This window comes from Alteromonas sp. ABV4_150, from assembly GCF_056311745.1.
Genome location: NZ_CM149971.1, coordinates 2,666,319 through 2,684,140 on the forward strand (window position 1 = coordinate 2,666,319; position 17,822 = coordinate 2,684,140).

Consider the following 17,822-nt stretch of genomic DNA (forward strand, 5'->3'; position numbering starts at 1 on the left):
GACTTCATGAGTTAACTAGATATCCATTGGTGGAAGTTTATCTATCGCTGTCTTCAGCACTTCAGACTCTGTCGGAGAAGCTGTTGTCACATCACCGCCACTTTCTTTAGACGTATCGCCTACAAGTCTGTTACTAGCATCAGGAGATGCGCCCTCACTGTTTGAATCGACAGAAGTAGGTTCTGTTGACGGCAGAATCAACTCCTCTGGGGGAAGATCAATATCGATGACGTCAACAGTAAACTCTGTCACCGGACCCCCAGAGACTATATCGCCTTCTTCTGGTAGCGCGATGGTGTCGACAGGCAGAGTGCTTTCAGGCGTCGAAGCCTCATCAGGTGAAAGCGGATTTGTACCTTCATTCGGTACAGTAGGCAAAGGCCCACCTATATCAACGGTATCAATCTTAGTGCCAGACAAGTCAATAGTGTCTCCTCCGCCAAAACCATCGCCCACATTAGTGCCAAGCGTGCTCACTTCCTCTTCAGGTAGCGTAATGATGTCTGGCGCACTCTCAATAGGTTGAATGCTCTCGACAGGCTCAGTACTCATAAGCGGCGCAGTCGGCTCGTTTTCTGGCGTTACCAAACGAGTTTCAGCACTCAGATTAACGGTTTGAAGCGTTTGCCCTGTTAGATCAATGACATCAGGTGCTGTAGGCTCGTCGGTAACGACGGTGCCGCTGCTGTCTGACGCACTTACAGACTCAGATGAAGTGGTCGTGACTACTTCAGGCACACCTTCACCAGATGCCGTTACAAACACATTGAACTCTGCCTGTTCGATAGTGCCGTCTGGATATTCGATACGATAAGTAAATGTATCCGTTAGGGTCCCACCAAACACGGCTTGCGTGTTATCCGGGGTATAGGTGTAAGCGCCAGTTTCGTCAATTTGCAGCGTGCCGAAATCTCCCACTAACGTAATGCCGCCAGTGGCATTTTGGAAGTTAGTTCCATCGGTAGATACGGTTACGTCGTATGTTGGGCCAAACAGTATATCGTTATCGAACAGATTGCCCGTAGCGGTTTGTATTTCTTCGACAACAAATTGATCTAAAAAGTGTACTGTTGAGCTTAAATCGACACTAACGCCACCTAGAGCACTGACTGCTCCTGTGTCTACGTCCATTGTCACTCGGTACTCACCTTCCGTTAGGCCATAAGAAGTAAATACACCATTACCGTCGAGGCCTAATAAACCTATTAACTGATCGCTGGAGAATGTCTCTACAACTTCCCACGTGCCGTTGTTATCTCGTTCAATAAATAGGTCGAGTCCTGAACCTAATGATAATAGATCGCCTCCATCCACTGTTAAGTTAAGATCCATAGTGGTATCCGTTGCTACTGTAAACGTGTTGCTTTGGGTATCTACAGTGATTGGAATAACAATACCAAGAGCGCCAATCAGCCAAGTGTATTCAAGCGCTTCGGCTTCAGCAAAACCTGCGCTACTAGCAAAATCATAGGTCAGCTCTGCCCGCGCTGAGTCCGCAGACACCCCTTGTCCTGATAGATTAAAGTTTAAGTTTGCGGTAGAGGTATTCGTGCCATCAGAAATGGTGTACCTGAAACTATCCGTGCTACCCAAGCCGTCACGTACGCCGTTGGCTACGTAGGTGTAGCTCCCGTCTTCAAAGATGGTGAGGTCGCCATAGTCACCTTCAATAGTAATGCCCGATAGGCCAGTACCCAATACGGTCACAGACTCTCCACTGGCATTAGTAACTTGTGTCACTACGCCGCCCTCAGCAATGCTATCTGCTACGTCACCACTGTTGGCTGCATCAATAACATTACCAGAGGTAGTCGTGCTACCTTCAAACTGATATTCCGTCAGCGTTGTCGTCACATCCGTTTGTTCTAGCAAGGATATCGTATTGCTAAGCAAGTTTTCGGCAATCTCGTCAATGAGAACATCAGACAGCTGTGCTAATCCTAGCGTTGTAAGACCTGAGTTAATAGTACCGACCAAATCGCCAGCTCCAATATTGTCCGCGGTGGCTAGGATTGGCTCAAGAATAATTTCTCTTACTAGAGTTCCTAAAGGTATAACGCCTAAACCTGCTTCACCATTTAGCGCAGTTTCAATTGCATCTAGCATCACCTCTTGGTTTTCCTCGCCAAGAACAACCCCGCCATCACCTAGTTCAGCAAGTGTTATCGAGCCGTCACCATCTTGGTCAAACAAGTTTCCAAGGGTACTTTGACTGTTACGAACAACAACCGCATAGTCTCCAGCAGGGAGCCCAGAGAACTTTGCCACCAAGGTGTCATCACCTAACAAGCCTAAGACATTTAACCCTAAAGCGTCACCAACAAGAGGGCTGTCTGGTGCTGTCGCTGAGGCAACTACATTGCCATCTGCATCAACAATATCAACTCGATACCCGTTGGCCACTGCAACTAGCGCAGTTTGACTAACCTCTACAACCAGCTCTCCGAAGTAGTCGGCTCCGACAGTAAATGTTGTACTAGCGGTAGGAGAACCTGCGGCAGGTGAACCAGCTGCTACGTCAATCACCTGCAAGTCGCTATCAGTAACTGGAGTATTAACGATGGCGGTTTGTGCGCCTAGCTCCATATCATTGTTATCGGTTTGGGCGACTACTGCCGGGAAGTCGCTGCCAGATATGGTGATAGTAAGCGCCGCAATATCAGAAGTTTCACCATCTGATAGGGTGTAATTAAACACTTCGTCCTGACCAATTGCACTACGATCGCCATCGGCGGTATAGGTGTATGTTCCGTCTGCAGCAATTTCCAGTACGCCATAGTTACCTTGAATAGTAACGGTACCAGTAGCAGGAACAGCCATACTGTCGCCTGATGCGTTGGTAACCAACGTTACTTGAGCGCCATCTAGGATAGTGTCGGCACCCACACCACTAATATCACCATCAATTAAGTTACCTTGGGCCACTAAATCACCTGTGTAGGTGTATTCGGTTAATGTCGTGGTGATGTCAGTGTCTTGCAATAGGGTTAACGTGTTGCTGAGCAATGCATCAGCAAGAACATCGGCCACAGCGTCGAGAAGACCGGTAATACCGAGCGCATTTATTGGCGTAGTTAGCAGACCAAGCAGCTGACCTGCGCCAATTACAGTAGTTGTATCAAGCAGGCCTTCAAGGATCCCTCTAACTTGCGTGCCAACGGTTCCGGGCAAGACAACATTTAAAATTCCACCGTTTAATGTGCTTTCAACGAAATTAAGAACTTCCGTTTGGTTATCGGGCCCAAGCACGACACCTGCTGTCCCTAGTTCATTAAGGTCAACGTCGTTACTGTTGTCATTGTCTAATAAATCATCCAGTATATTTTCGTCATTGCGGACCACCACACTGTAGTTGCCAGCATCAAGGCCTGCTAACGAGAAGGTAATCGTTTCATCACCTGTGACATTGAAAATGTCTAGACCACCGACATCGGCAAGTTGTGAGTCTGCGCTTACCCCTTTGTAAACAAGTTGACCACTCTCGTCATACACCTCAACAATGTAGGCATCGGCAACAGCAACCAGTGCTATTTGGTCAACTTCTACTAGCACTTCACCTACATGGTTAGGAGAAACGGTAAAGGATGCACTTGCATCAACACCGCCTGTAGACTCAGCTAAGCCGATAACATCTACGTTGCTGGTGGTTTCAGGTGGATTGACCGTGACCACAGGCTCGCCCATATCAACAGCGTTACCGTCGTTTATTGCATCAAGAGCCTGTACGATAACATTTTGGCTTGCCGTACTTGCCGAGTTACCTGCTTCGTCGGTGACTGTTGCCACCACCGCGTAGGTACCTGCTGGTAGCATTGTGCCTGTTAAATCAAGGCTCCAATTACCGCTGCCATCAATGGTAAGTTCAGGGTCCGTGCCAAAGGTATAGGACGTGCCATCAACGGTAACGGTTAGGGTAGTATTGTCACCAAGGTCAACCGTTCCATTGAAAATAAGCGTGCTGTCGCTAGTAATAAAGTCTCCAGCCACCCCAGAGTCGTTTGAGATGCTGTCGAACGTTACTGTCTGACCATTATTGTTTTCATCAATACTGGTATCGATAACAACTGTACCTGCGTCAGTAGCAAGATTGCCTACCACATCTGTGGCGGTTACCGTTGCCGTGTAGTTGCCTTCAGCGAGCGTGGCGACTACGTCATCGGCCAGCGTCCACGTACCGTCACCGTTATTGGTAGCGGTATAGTCAACGCCGTCAATGGTGACTACTACAGTAGCCGTTGGGTCATCAACCGTACCCGTTAGTGCAGGCGTAGTGTCGTTGGTCGTTACATCATTGATGGTTACAACAGGTGCCAGGGCGTCTACCGTGTCAGATGCAGGCCCACTGGTGTTGCCCGCTTCATCAGTAGCCGTTGCCGTTACTACAACTCCATCTGCTAATGGTGTATCTGGCGTTACGCTCCAATTGCCGTCGCTATCAGCGATCACGGTGAAATCTGGCGTGCCGTCTCCGTCTACATCCACATTTACCGTTGCGCCCGCTTCGGCTGTGCCGGTAATTTCAGTGCCGTTGCCCGCTTCAACGGTAGGCGCTGCTGGCGCTGTGGTATCAATAACCACTGTACCAGTATTCGTACCCACATTACCTTCTGGGTCGGTTGCAGTAACCGTTGCGGTATAGCTACCTTCAGCAAGTGCCGCCACCGCATCGTCAGCCAGTGTCCACGTGCCATCACCGTTATTGGTGGCGGTATAGTCGGCCCCATTGATGGTAACAACCACCGTGGCTGTTGGGTCGTCAACCGAACCAGTAAGTGCCGGCGTTGTATCGTTCGTTGTTAAATCGTTGAAGGTAACCACTGGCGCTGCCGCGTCAACCGTGTCTGAGGCTGGGTTGCTAATGTTACCCGCTGCGTCAGTAGCCGTTACGGTCACAATTACGCCATCGGCAAGCGGAGTATCAGGCGTAATGCTCCAATTACCGTCGCCATCAGCGATGACGGTGAAATCAGGCGTGCCGTCACCATCAACGTCCACATTTACGGTTGTGCCTGCTTCAGCGGTACCGGTAATTTCGGTGCCGTCGCCTGCATCTACAGTAGGTATGGCAGGTGGAGTAGTATCAATCACTACCGTTCCAGAATTTGAACCCACGTTGCCATCGGCATCCGTGGCAGTAACGATAGCGGTATAGCTACCATCTGCAAGTGCAGCCACTGCATCGTCAGCCAGCGTCCAGCTTCCATCACCATTGTTAGTTGCGGTGTAGTCCACGCCATCAATGGTCACTACTACGATAGCGCTTGGATCGTCAACCGTACCGGCTAGCTCTGGTGTAGCGTCATTAGTGGTTAAGTCATTGATTGCAACGACTGGCGCAACAGCGTCTACTGTATCTGACGCTGGTGCACTGACATTGCCAGCTTCATCAACCGCCGTCGCCGTAACAACCACGCCATCGGCCAGTGGTGTAGTGGGTGTTACTGACCAATTTCCATCGCCATCAGCGATGACGGTGAAGTCTGGCGTGCCGTCGCCATCCACGTCCACATTTACAGTTGCCCCTGCTTCCGCAGTACCCGTAATTTCAGTGCCGTTACCTGCATCGACGGTAGGCGCAGCTGGTGCAGTGATATCAATCACCACAGTGCCAGAGTTAGTTCCGGTGTTACCGTCGGCATCAGTAGCAGTAACCGTAGCGGTATAGCTACCTTCAGCTAACGCGGCAACGATATCGTCAGCCAGTGTCCAGCTGCCATCACCATTGTTTGTAGCGGTATAGTCTGTACCGTTAATGGTAACGACCACGATGGCGGTTGGATCGTCAACCGTACCCGTTAGTGCAGGCGTAGTGTCGTTGGTCGTTACATCATTGATGGTTACAACAGGTGCCACGGCGTCTACCGAGTCAGATACAGGCCCACTGGTGTTGCCCGCTTCATCAGTAGCCGTTGCCGTTACTACAACTCCATCTGCTAATGGTGTATCTGGCGTTACGCTCCAATTGCCGTCGCCATCAGCGATCACGGTGAAGTCTGGTGTGCCGTCTCCGTCAATGTCTACGTTTACGACAGCGCCTGCTTCGGCGGTGCCGGTAATTTCGGTACCGTTGCCTGCATCAACAGTAGGCACAGCTGGCGCAGTAGTATCGATAACACCGCCATTTTCGTTTGCGGTTGCCGTATTACCCGCGCCATCTGTTGCACTTGCGGTGACTGAATAATTACCTTCAGATAAGGCTGCTGGCACATCTACAGAGAAGGTGCCATTAGCTTGAACAATGGCGTCAAATGTTTGCGTATTACCAGCATTATCGGTAACGCTGATGGATACGGTGCTGCCTGGCGCAATATCTGTAGTACCGGAAATGGTAGGGGTGGTGTCGTTTCCTGTACCAAGTGCGTCCAAGGTTAGGTTTGGCACGGCGGTATTGATATTGCCGCTGGTAGTATCAGACGCCGAGTTTCCAGCGGCATCAGTGGCGGTAGCAGTAACATCGAAGTTTCCGTCTGCCATTGCATTGGGCACGTCGGCGCTGAAATTACCAACGCTGTCGACAATAGCCGTAAATGTCTGTTCTGCTCCCGCGCTGTCGATGACGGTTATGGTCACTGAACTACCTGGGCTTAAATCGGTGCTACCGGTGATCGTTGGCGTGGTATCGTTACCTGTGCCTTGTGCATCTAAATTGATCGTCGGCGCGGTAGTGTCTACGCTACCGTTTGTTTCAGTGGCAGTCGTCTCATTACCTGCTGGGTCTTGGGCAACGGCGGTAACGGTATACCCTCCTTCAGCCATGGGGCTTGGCACATCGGCCGAGAAACTGCCGTCTCCCTGAACGGTTGCATCGAAGGTTTGGCTTACACCTGCGTTATCCGTAACCGTAATTGTTACTGTCGCGCCTGCAGGCAGGTCAGTATTCCCTGATATTGTAGGCGTTGTGTCACTGTCTGGGGCTAGTGTATCTAACGATAGAACAGGGGCTGTTGTATCAATAATACCTGTGTTGTCTGCGACGGTAGTGCTATTACCCGCTTCATCACTCGCTGTGGCTTCAACACTGTATGCACCTTCAGCTAAAGGCGCAGGCACATCCACTGTAAAGTTTCCATTTACATCAACTGTAACTGTGATGGTTTGAACATTTCCTGCGCTGTCAGTTACCACAAGCGTAACTTCACTACCCTGCGCAAGATTTGTGCTACCAGATAGGGTAGGCGTTGTGTCATTACCTTCTTCAAGTGGCGTTAATGTTAGTGATGGTGCTGTAGTGTCTATGCTTCCAGCATCACTCGCTGTTGCTGTATTACCTGCCTCATCACTGATGGTAGCGCTTACCGTGAAGTCGCCTTCAGCTAAATCCGTACCTGGGGAGATAGAGAAAGAACCATCGGCCTGTACCACTGCACTTAAGGTCTGGGTTGCACCGGCGCTATCCGTTACCAAAATAGTAACCACTGAGCCCGCAGGCTCATCGGTTGTACCGGTAATGAGTGGCGTCGCGTCGTTAGTGGTATCGGCAACATCTATAGTAAGTGTAGGTACTAGAGTATCAACTATGCCAGCTTCGTTATCGGTTGTACTGTTGTTTGCTTCATCGGTGGCGGTTGCTGAAACAGTGAAGTTTCCTTCAGCCATCGCCGCCGGTACATCGGCAGAGAATACGCCGCCCGCGCCAACCAATGCAGAGAACTCCTGGGTATTACCCGCACTATCAACAACAGTTATTTGCACTGTAGAACCTTGCGGTAAATCTACAGTACCGCTTATGGTTGGGGTTGAGTCGCTAACTGTACCTGGCTCGTCCAGCGTAATAACAGGTGAAATTGTGTCGACTAGGCCGGTTTCAGCGTCGGACGCTGTATTGCCTGCTTCATCAACGACCGTTGCCTGAATTGTGTAGCTACCCTCAGCCAAAGTGGTCGGAACGTCTACGCTAAAAGAGCCGTCGCTTTGCACGGTTGCTGATAAGGTTTGTATATTGCCAGCGTTATCGGTGACGGTAATTGAAACCGTGCTTCCAACTGGCTGGTCTGTCGTGCCGCTAATGGTTGGTGTTGCATCATTACCAATGCCTTGCTCTGCCACATCAATAGCCGGTGATGTGGTATCTACAACACCGCCAGTTTCAGAGTCAGAGCCTGTATTTCCGGCACCGTCAGTTACTTCTGCGACAACTGTGTAGCTACCTTCGGCCAGGTCTGACGGTACGCTTGCGCTGAAGGTGCCATCTCCTTGGACTGTTGCAGTAAAGGTTTGAACTGCTCCAGCACTATCTGTCACTGTTAAGGTGACAGTGGCACCAATTGGCGCGTTAGTTGTGCCAGAAATAAGGGGGGTAGCATCGTTTGTCTGGCCAAGGGCATCTAGGGTAATGTCTGGGGCGTTTGCATTAATATTACCGCTATCCGTCACTGTCGTGCTATTGCCCGCAGCATCGCTCGCACTGGCTGTTGCATCGTAATCGCCATCAACAAGCGCGTTGGGTACTTCAACTGAGAAAGTGCCATCCGCGTTTACCGTAGCGGTAAGGTTCTGTACATTTCCGCCTGCATCGGTGACAACCAGTGTAATTGTTGCTCCCTCTGGCAAGTCGGTAGTACCGCTCAAAATTGGCGTTGCGTCATTGCCGCTGGCCACTGGATCTAAGTTTATAACAGGTGGAGTGGTGTCAACTGTACCGTTATTATCAACCGCTGTGTTTTGATTACCCGCATCATCAGTCGCCGTCACTTCTACTGTGTAATCGCCTTCTGTAAGGTCAACCGGCACATCAGTGCTAAAGCTACCGTTCCCTTGAACGGTGGCAGTGAAAGTTTGCGTATTGCCCTGGCTGTCGGTCACGCTAATGCTTACAGTGTTGCCTGCAGCCAAGTCGGTGGTTCCCGATATAGTCGGTGTAGCGTCGTTGGTCAGGCCTTGTGCGTCTAACGTTATGGTAGGGGCTGCTGTATCTATGATGCCGTTATTGTCTATTGCCGTTGCTGAATTACCCGCATCGTCAGTCGCAGTGACGGTCACACTGAAACTGCCTTCAGCTAAATCGGCAGGAACATCAGCACTGTAAGTGCCATCGTTTTGAACGGTTGCTGTGAATGTTTGGGTATTTCCAGCGTTGTCTGTCACGCTTATGCTAACCGTGTCGCCAGCATTGAGGTCTGTGGTGCCAGAGATAGACGGCGTTGCATCATTGCCAAGCCCTTGTGTATCGATGGTTATCGATGGGGCTGTGGTATCGATGTTACCGCCATTTTCGGTTACCGATGCATTGTTGCCAGCGCCGTCTGTGGCGGTCGCAGTAACAGAATAGTCACCTTCAGGTAAGCTTGCAGGAACATCAGCCGTAAAGCTTCCATCACCTTGCACTATGGCACTGAATGTCTGTGTGTTTCCAGCACTGTCAGTCACAGTTAGCGTTACAGTGCTACCTGGCGCTAAGTCGGTGTTACCTGAAATAGTCGGCGTCGTGTCGTTGCCCGAACCAAGAGGATCAAGAGATAGGGAAGGCGCGGCAGAGTTTATGTCGCCGCTCACTGTATCTGTAGCAGTATTGCCAGCAGCATCAGTCGCCGTTGCAGTAACGTCGAAGTTTCCGTCTGCCAAAGGATTAGGCACATCAGCACTGAAGTCGCCGTTAGCATCAACAGTTGTAGTAAACGTCTGCTCAGTGCCAACACTGTCAGTTACTGTAATCGTTACTGTACTTCCTGCGGCTAGGTCGGTACTTCCGCTAATAGTAGGCGTGTTATCGTTACCTGTGCCAAGCGGGTCAAGAGTGATAATAGGTGCTGTGGTATCTACGCTGCCACCCGTTTCAGAATCAGAACCCTGGTTACCAGCCGCGTCTTGAGCGGTTGCGGTAACCGTATAGTCACCTTCAGCTAGTGGCGAAGGTACGTTGGCGGCAAAACTGCCGTCGGTTTGTACGGTTGCGGCAAAGGTTTGCGTGTTACCTGCACTGTCGACCACCGTTAGTGTGACAATGGCGCCAGCTGGAAGGTTTGTGGTGCCAGAAATGGTTGGCGTAGCGTTATTCTCTGGCGTTAATTCGTCAAGGTTTAGCTCAGGTGGCGTGATGTCGATAACACCTGAATTATCGAGAACCGACGTGCTGTTGCCTGCTTCATCAGTGGCGGTAGCTTCAACACTGTAAGAGCCTTCAGCAAGGGCCGCGGGTACATCAACCGTAAAGTTTCCTGCAGAATCAACTGTTGCAGAAACCGTTTGAATGTTGCCTGCACTATCTGTGATAACCAAGGAGACCACGCTACCTTCCGCTAGATCTGTACTTCCCGAAATGGTTGGCGTCGTGTCGTTGCCTAACCCTTGGGCGTCTAAGGTTAGGGTAGGCGCAGTGGTGTCTATGGTGCCCGTTGCATTGGCTGACGCACTGTTGCCAGCATCGTCGGTGGCCGTTGCAGTAACCGTATAGTCACCTTCGGCCAGTGCAGCTGGTACATCCACAGTAAAGTTGCCGTTTGCATCAACCGTTGCGGTCACAGTTTGTGTATTGCCAGCGTTATCGGTGATCGACAGCGTTACGCTCTCACCTGCTGCTAAGTCCGTAGAGCCTGAAATGGTGGGCGTAGTATCGTTATTTGAACCCAGCGCATCTAGCGAAATAACAGGAGCGACAGTATCGACGATTCCGTTATTGTCGGTGACAGAGGCACTATTTCCGTTGCTGTCTGTAGCGGTAGCGGTTACTGAGTAATCACCTTCGGCAAGAGGCGCGGGGACATCAGCACTAAAGTTACCGCTTGCATCAACAAGTGCAGTAAAGGTTTGGGTGTTGCCTGCACTGTCAGTGACAAAAAGCGTCACGGTTGAACCCGCGGGTAGGTCAGTCGTACCCGAAATGGTTGGTGTAGTATCGCTAACCGAAACTTGCGCATCTAATGTCAACGTAGGGGCACTGGTATCTAACGTACCGGTATCAGAAGTGGTGGTTGTATTACCTGCATCGTCTGAGGCACTTGCTGTTACCGTGTAGCTGCCGTCTGGTATAGCGTTTGGAACATCTGCTCTGAAGTCACCATTCGCGTCCACAATGGCGTCAAAGGTTTGTGTATTGCCAGCGCTATCTGTGACGGTTAACGTCACTGTGCTTCCCGGCGCTAAATCAGTGCTGCCCGATATGTTAGGCGTTTCATCGTTGCCTGTGCCCTGCGGATTTAGCGTAAGTACAGGGGCGGTGGTGTCAATATTGCCACCGTCCTCAGTTGTGGTTGTTGAATTACCTGCATCATCTGTTGCAGTAACTTCGACGCTGTAGTCGCCTTCAGGCAGTGGAGACAATACCTCTGTTGCAAAGTTGCCGTCTGCATCAACCAATGCGTTAATGGTTTGCGTGTCGCCATTGCTGTCAGTCACGGCGATCACAACGACAGCACCTTCAGGTAAATCTGTATTACCTGAAATAACCGGCGTAGTGTCATTACCTGAATCTAACGGGTTAACGTTAACAACAGGCGCTTGTGTATCAATACTTCCATTTGTTTCGTTTGCCGTCGCGGTGTTACCTTGCGCATCGCTTACTGTTGCCGTAACGGTAAAGTCGCCTTCATCCAGGGCGCTAGGCACATCAGCACTGAATGTGCCGCCTGCTTGCACGGCTGCTTGGAAACTTTGCGAGTTACCATTGGCATCTACCACAGTAATGGTAACCAGTGTGCCAGGTGCCACGTCGGTAGTACCTGTGATAGTTGGGGTAACATCGCTGGTAGCGCCTTGTGTATCAAGGGTTAACAGCGGCGCTTCGCTATCTACATTACCTGTTGTATTGGCATTCGCGGTATTGCCTGCACTGTCGGTTGCACTGGCAGTCACAGTAAAGTCGCCGTCAGCAAGTGCGTTTGGCACATCTACGCTAAAGTTACCATTTGCATCAACCAAAGCATTGATAGTTTGCGTGTTTCCAGCGCTATCTGTAACGACAAGCGTAACCGTGCTTCCTTCAGGAAGGTCAGTGGTGCCTGAAAGTGTAGGTGTTGTGTCACCCGTGCTGCCAGGATTTTCTAGGGTAAGCGTAGGTGCGGTGGTATCTACAACGCCGCCATTGTCGGTTACTGTTGTCGTGTTGCCATCGCCGTCAGTTGCGCTGGCGGTAACGGAGTAGTTACCTTCCGCCAATGCGCTAGGTACTTCAGCGCTAAAGTTTCCGTTTTCATCAACAACTGCTTCAATAGTTTGCTGAATACCTAAGCTATCGGTGACGACCAGTGTTACCGTGCTACCTTGAGGCAAATCTGTCGTGCCACTAATAAGTGGCGTGGTGTCGTTGCCAATGTCTTGTGGGTCAAGCGATAGCGTTGGTGCTGAAGTATCAATGTTGCCCTGTGTCGACGCAGAGCCTTGATTACCCGCATCGTCAGACACAGTAGCGGTTACCGTGAAGTCGCCGTTTGCGAGTGCTTGCGGCACTACAGCACTGAAGCTACCGTCTTCTTGCACTGTTGCAGTAATGGTTTGCGTAGTGCCGTCTGAATGTACGATATCTAGCGTTACTATCGAACCCGGTTCTGCGTCGGTGTCGCCATTTATCACCGGCGTGTCATCATTGGTTGAGCCAATAGGATCAAGGTTGACTATCGGCGCCGTGGTGTCAATTTCGCCAGTCACTGTGGTTGTAGAACTGTTGCCTGCTGGTGTTGTTACAGTAACATCCACCGTGTACTCGCCTTCGCTAAGTTCCGCTGGAACATCTTCGTTGAATGTGCCGTCAGCGCCCACTGTAGTAACGATTGTTTGTTCGTTACCCTCGCTATCTGTAACAACAATGACGACTTCACTGCCTGGAGGGGCATCGGTTTCACCAGAAACGTTTGGCGTAGTATCGTTCGTTGGTGCAGGTTGATTTACGGTCGTCGAAGGACTCGTAGAATCGTAATCGCCGCTTGCTGTTGCTTGTGCGGTGTTACCCGCACCATCTGTTACTTCGGCAGTTACGCTGTATGTACCCTCAGCCACCGCATTTGGAACTTCAACGGTAAAGGTACCATCGGCAAGCACAGTGGTAGTAAAGGTTTGAGTAACGCCAGCACTATCGGTAACGGTAAGGGTTATCGTGCTTCCGGGCACGGCATCCGTTAACCCCGAAAGTGTGGGTGTAGCATCGCCATTTATTCCTGGGTCGTTTAATGAGATGGTTGGCGCCGTCACGTCGATAGCACCCTGAGCGTCAGCATTGGCCGTATTGCCTGCTTCATCCGTAACGCTCGCGTTAACGGTAAATTCGCCTTCAGCTAATTCAGCCGGTACGTCAGTGCTGTAGGTGCCGTCCGCTTGCACAATAACTGTCACGGTTTGAGTAATGCCCGCGCTATCGGTAATGGTTAATGTTACTGTGCTACCTGGTGTGGCATCCGTGGTACCTGAAAGAGTAGGCGTGGTGTCGTTGTCAGTAGCTATGGTGTCGATAGTGATCGAAGGCGCTGTGGTATCAATTTCGCCGACAGTGTCTGTGGTTGCGGTATTGCCAGCCTCATCCGTCACGCTGGCGTTAACCGTAAATTCACCCTCGGTCAACTCAGCAGGTACAGCAACGCTATAGGTGCCGTCTGCTTGCACAGTGGCAGTTACAGTTTGCGTGTTGCCCGCACTATCGGTAATGGTTAATGTTACTGTGCTACCCGGCGCGGCATCAGTGGCACCTGAAAGGGTAGGCGTGGTGTCGTTACTCGAGCTAGGCGCATTAATGGTAATGGTTGGGGCAGTAGTATCAATTTCCCCTGTGGTGTCTGTGGTTGCTGTATTGCCTGCTTCATCCGTCACGCTAGCGTTAACCGTAAATTCACCCTCGGCCAATTCAGCAGGTACATCAACACTATAGGTGCCGTCAGCCTGCACAATGGCGGTCACGGTTTGAGTAACGCCCGCACTATCGGTAATGGTTAACGTAACTGTGCTACCCGGTGTAGCATCAGTGGTACCTGACAAGGTTGGCGTGGTGTCGTTGTCGGTAGCTATGGTGTCGATAGTGATCGACGGTGCAGTGGTATCAATCACGCCCGTGGTTTCAGCGGTTGCCGTGTTACCCGCTTCGTCGGTCACGCTGGCGTTAACCGTAAATTCACCTTCGGCCAATTCAGCGGGCACATCAACGCTATAGGTGCCGTCAGCCTGCACAATGGCAGTTACTGTTTGTGTGTTGCCCGCGCTATCGGTAATGGTTAACGTAACTGTACTGCCCGGTGCGGCATCCGTGGTACCCGAAAGAGTAGGCGTGGTGTCGTTGTCAGTAGCTATGGTGTCGATAGTGATCGAAGGCGCTGTGGTATCAATCTCACCTGTAGTATCAGCGGTTGCTGTATTGCCAGCCTCATCCGTCACGCTGGCGTTAACCGTAAATTCACCTTCAGCTAATTCAGCGGGTACATCAACACTATAGGTGCCGTCTGCTTGCACAATGGCGGTCACGGTTTGAGTAACGCCCGCGCTATCGGTAATGGTTAACGTAACTGTGCTACCCGGTGTGGCATCAGTGGTACCTGAAAGGGTAGGCGTGGTGTCGTTATTCGAGCCAGGCGCATTAATGGTAATGGTTGGGGCGGTGGTATCAATTTCCCCTGTGGTATCAGCAGTTGCTGTATTGCCTGCTTCATCGGACACACTGGCGTTAACGGTAAATTCGCCTTCAGCTAATTCAGCAGGTACATCAACACTATAGGTGCCGTCGGCTTGCACAATGGCAGTCACGGTTTGAGTAACGCCTGCACTGTCGGTAATGGTTAGCGTAACTGTGCTGCCAGGAGTGGCATCGGTTGTACCTGAAAGGGTAGGTGTGGTGTCGTTATCAGAACCCGGCGCATTAATAGTAATGATTGGAGCGGTGGCGTCAATTTCACCAGTGGTAGAACTATCTGCAGTATTACCTGTAGGTTCTAACACGGTAGCATCTACCGTGAACTCACCATCAGCCAGTGCATTTAGTACGTCTACACTGAACGTACCGTCGTCTTGTACTATGGCGGTAACAATCTGAGTATTTCCCTCACTATCGGTAACAGTTAGTGTGACTGTACTGCTTGGAATTGCTGAAGTAATGCCTGATAGTGTTGGCGTGGTGTCGCTTGTTAAGCCAATCGCGTCGAGGGTAAGTGAAATGTCTTGTGCTTGTTCACCTGATTCAGAAAACTCAACGGGCGCAACATCGTCGTTGCCATTAGCATTTTGGTCGAATTGGAATCCCACTGGATCGACTTCTTCATTTATGCGATCAACGCGCACAAAATTACTACCGCCGTCAGTACCAGCACCGCCATCTAGACCCGCTGCGGTTGCTTCTAACGATTCTAAAATGTCTCCGTCACCAGCAAGCACATCAAGAAAGTCAGCGTCACCTTCTTGGTTGTTGCCATCAACGCCGTCAACACCGTCAAGTAATGCTGTTAGCTCATCGACACTTTCATCAAAAACAGCAAATTCATCGTCAGAATTGCTTTCGGTAAAGTCTAATTGCAGCGGGAAAGTAACACTTTGTCCGGCTGGAAGTGTGCGAAGTTCTCCATCTACACTTACGATAACAAATCCATCAGGTGATATGTTCAATTCGTCGCCTTCGGCCACTGCCATACCAACAATAATATTGACCTGCTCACCGGTTTCTCCGCGAGTTAAAGAAGCTTCGCCATTTACTTCCGCAATGATCACTTCAGCCATGTTTCCCTCTCAATCAATAAATTATCACGCTATATAAAAAGCGTAGCAGGGCTTTTCCAACTCGTTACCGGACCGTAGTACGGGGGCACATATCCTTTGGTATAAACCCTAGGTAGTTACCCCTAATTTATTAATTTTTAGTCTAATAATTGTGAGTTAAGTTTGCAGAAAGATACACAGCGTCTACTTTTTAAAAGTGAAAAACGACACAAAGGTCGCCTCGTTTTTAGATAGTGAGACGTATATATGAAGTTCATGAAATCAGTGCTTACCAGAGTTATTATTGGGGCAACTGGCGCTGTGCTAGCCCATGTTGCTATAGGTCAAAGTAATGTTGTTGGTAACTCGTCTGTCAGCTTGGAAGACTATGTACGCAAGGTAGTAAACGAAAATCCAGAAGTGCAAGCCAGTTGGCGACAACTTCAAGTAGCAATGTCAGATGTCGATATTGCGCGTGGCGGCTTTCGCCCTCAGGTAGATGTATTGGCCTCTAGTGCTTATACCGACAGAAACTATGGGTTAGATCGCGAATACATGGGGCATACTGGGCAAATTACGTTAACCCAAATGCTGTATGATGGGTTCTTAACTAGCAGTGAGGTTAAGCGTTTTAAGCAGGCACAAGTGGTACGCTTTTTCGAACTAATGGGCGAAATAGAGCAGAAGTCTCTTGATACATCTCTAGCTTATATGGACGTGCAGTTGTTCCGGGAGCTTTTAAAGCTCGCTGAAGAAAATTTGATTACTCACGTAGATGTATTCAAACAAATTGAAGAGAGTGTTGAGGCAGGTGTCGGTCGCAGAGCTGACTTAGAACAAATCAGTGGTCGTCTGTCTCTAGCCGAGTCTAATGTTTTGACTGAGCTATCTAACTTACACGATGTAACTGCACGCTTTTTGCGATTAGTGGGCGAAAAACCTGCTGAAAACCTTCAATCAGTAACGATAAATTCTGCGTTCGTTGATGCAAATGTAACGGATATTCAATCGTTGCTGACCAGTGCATACGGCACCAATCCTCAGTTCAACGCTGCTATTTACAATATAGATGCACAACGTTATGCGGTTGATAGCGCAAGAAGTCTTTACCACCCTCAGGTAAACCTGACCGCAAGTTATGGTGCGCAAACTCGAGATCAAGCTGCATTAAATAACACCATTACCGAGGCGAGCGTTGGCGTTAATTTTTCTTATAACTTGTATAACGGCGGTTCGGACCGAGCAGCGATTCGACAAGCATTGTCGCAGGTTGATTTAGCAAAAGACTTGCGGGACAAAGCCTGTATCGATATGAGACAAACGGTACAAATTGCTTATAACGACATTATCAATATTACTGAGCAGCTACCTTCACTTAATGCTCATCGCTTATCTTCAGACCGAGTGAAGTCTGCGTATATGGACCAATTTACTATAGGTGAACGCTCACTACTGGATTTACTTGATTCAGAAAATGAGTACTACGAATCTAGTCGCGCGTATTTAGAGGCGCAATATACACTGGAAAAAGCTCGCGTAAGGCTGCTTGCAGCTTCTGGGAGCTTGGCGAATACATTAGGGATCACAAAAGAAGGCGTGCCTGATGTATTAGATGAAGCGGAAGAAAAAATTACTTATGATCCCAACTACGTCTGCCCAGCCGTTCGCACCAACTTTGAAGATGAGTTGAATATACTCAAACGGGACACTGATAGTGACGGTATTGTTGACTTATGGGATGACTGTGTTGATTCAACGCCGAGCGCTATGGTAGATGATTTCGGCTGTGAAGCCAAAGAGCCTGAGATGGTGCCAGAGCCAAGTGCTGCAGACTTCACGTTAGACAATGCGAATATATTAGAGTCTTTCAACGTCAATATTGAATTTGCATCTAATTCGACGGAGGTTTTGCCGAAGTACGAAAATTCGCTGCAAGACGTTATTAATGCGCTCAACAACGACCCCAATTCTGGCGTCATCATTCACGGCCATGCTTCTTTAGATGGCGATGCGGCATACAACCAGCGCTTGTCTGAACGCAGAGCAAAGGCAGTTGCGTCGTTGCTGACGACCAAAGCCAATATAGAAGCAAGAAGAATTACTGCGGTTGGTTACGGAGAGAGTCGTCCACTGGTTAATGAAGAATCAGATGAAGCGAATGCTCGAAATCGCCGAATTGAAGCGGCTATTATCCAGCTTCCTACTAACGAATAGCGATGTGTAGG

General features: G+C 49.8%; 2 protein-coding genes. One reads left to right on the forward strand and one right to left on the reverse strand.

Annotation, left to right across the window (positions count from 1 at the left end; all coding sequences use genetic code 11):
- Nucleotides 1-15: 15 nt before the first annotated feature.
- Complete coding sequence (locus tag ACYX4M_RS11620) at nucleotides 16-15,618, reverse strand: BapA/Bap/LapF family large adhesin (protein ID WP_476080231.1); 15,603 nt, start codon at nucleotides 15,616-15,618, stop codon at nucleotides 16-18.
- A gap of 246 nt (nucleotides 15,619-15,864) precedes the next feature.
- Here ACYX4M_RS11620 and ACYX4M_RS11625 point away from each other — a divergent pair, with 246 nt between their 5' ends.
- Complete coding sequence (locus ACYX4M_RS11625; protein WP_476080232.1) at nucleotides 15,865-17,811, forward strand: TolC family outer membrane protein; 1,947 nt, start codon at nucleotides 15,865-15,867, stop codon at nucleotides 17,809-17,811.
- The last annotated feature ends 11 nt before the right edge of the window (nucleotides 17,812-17,822 follow it).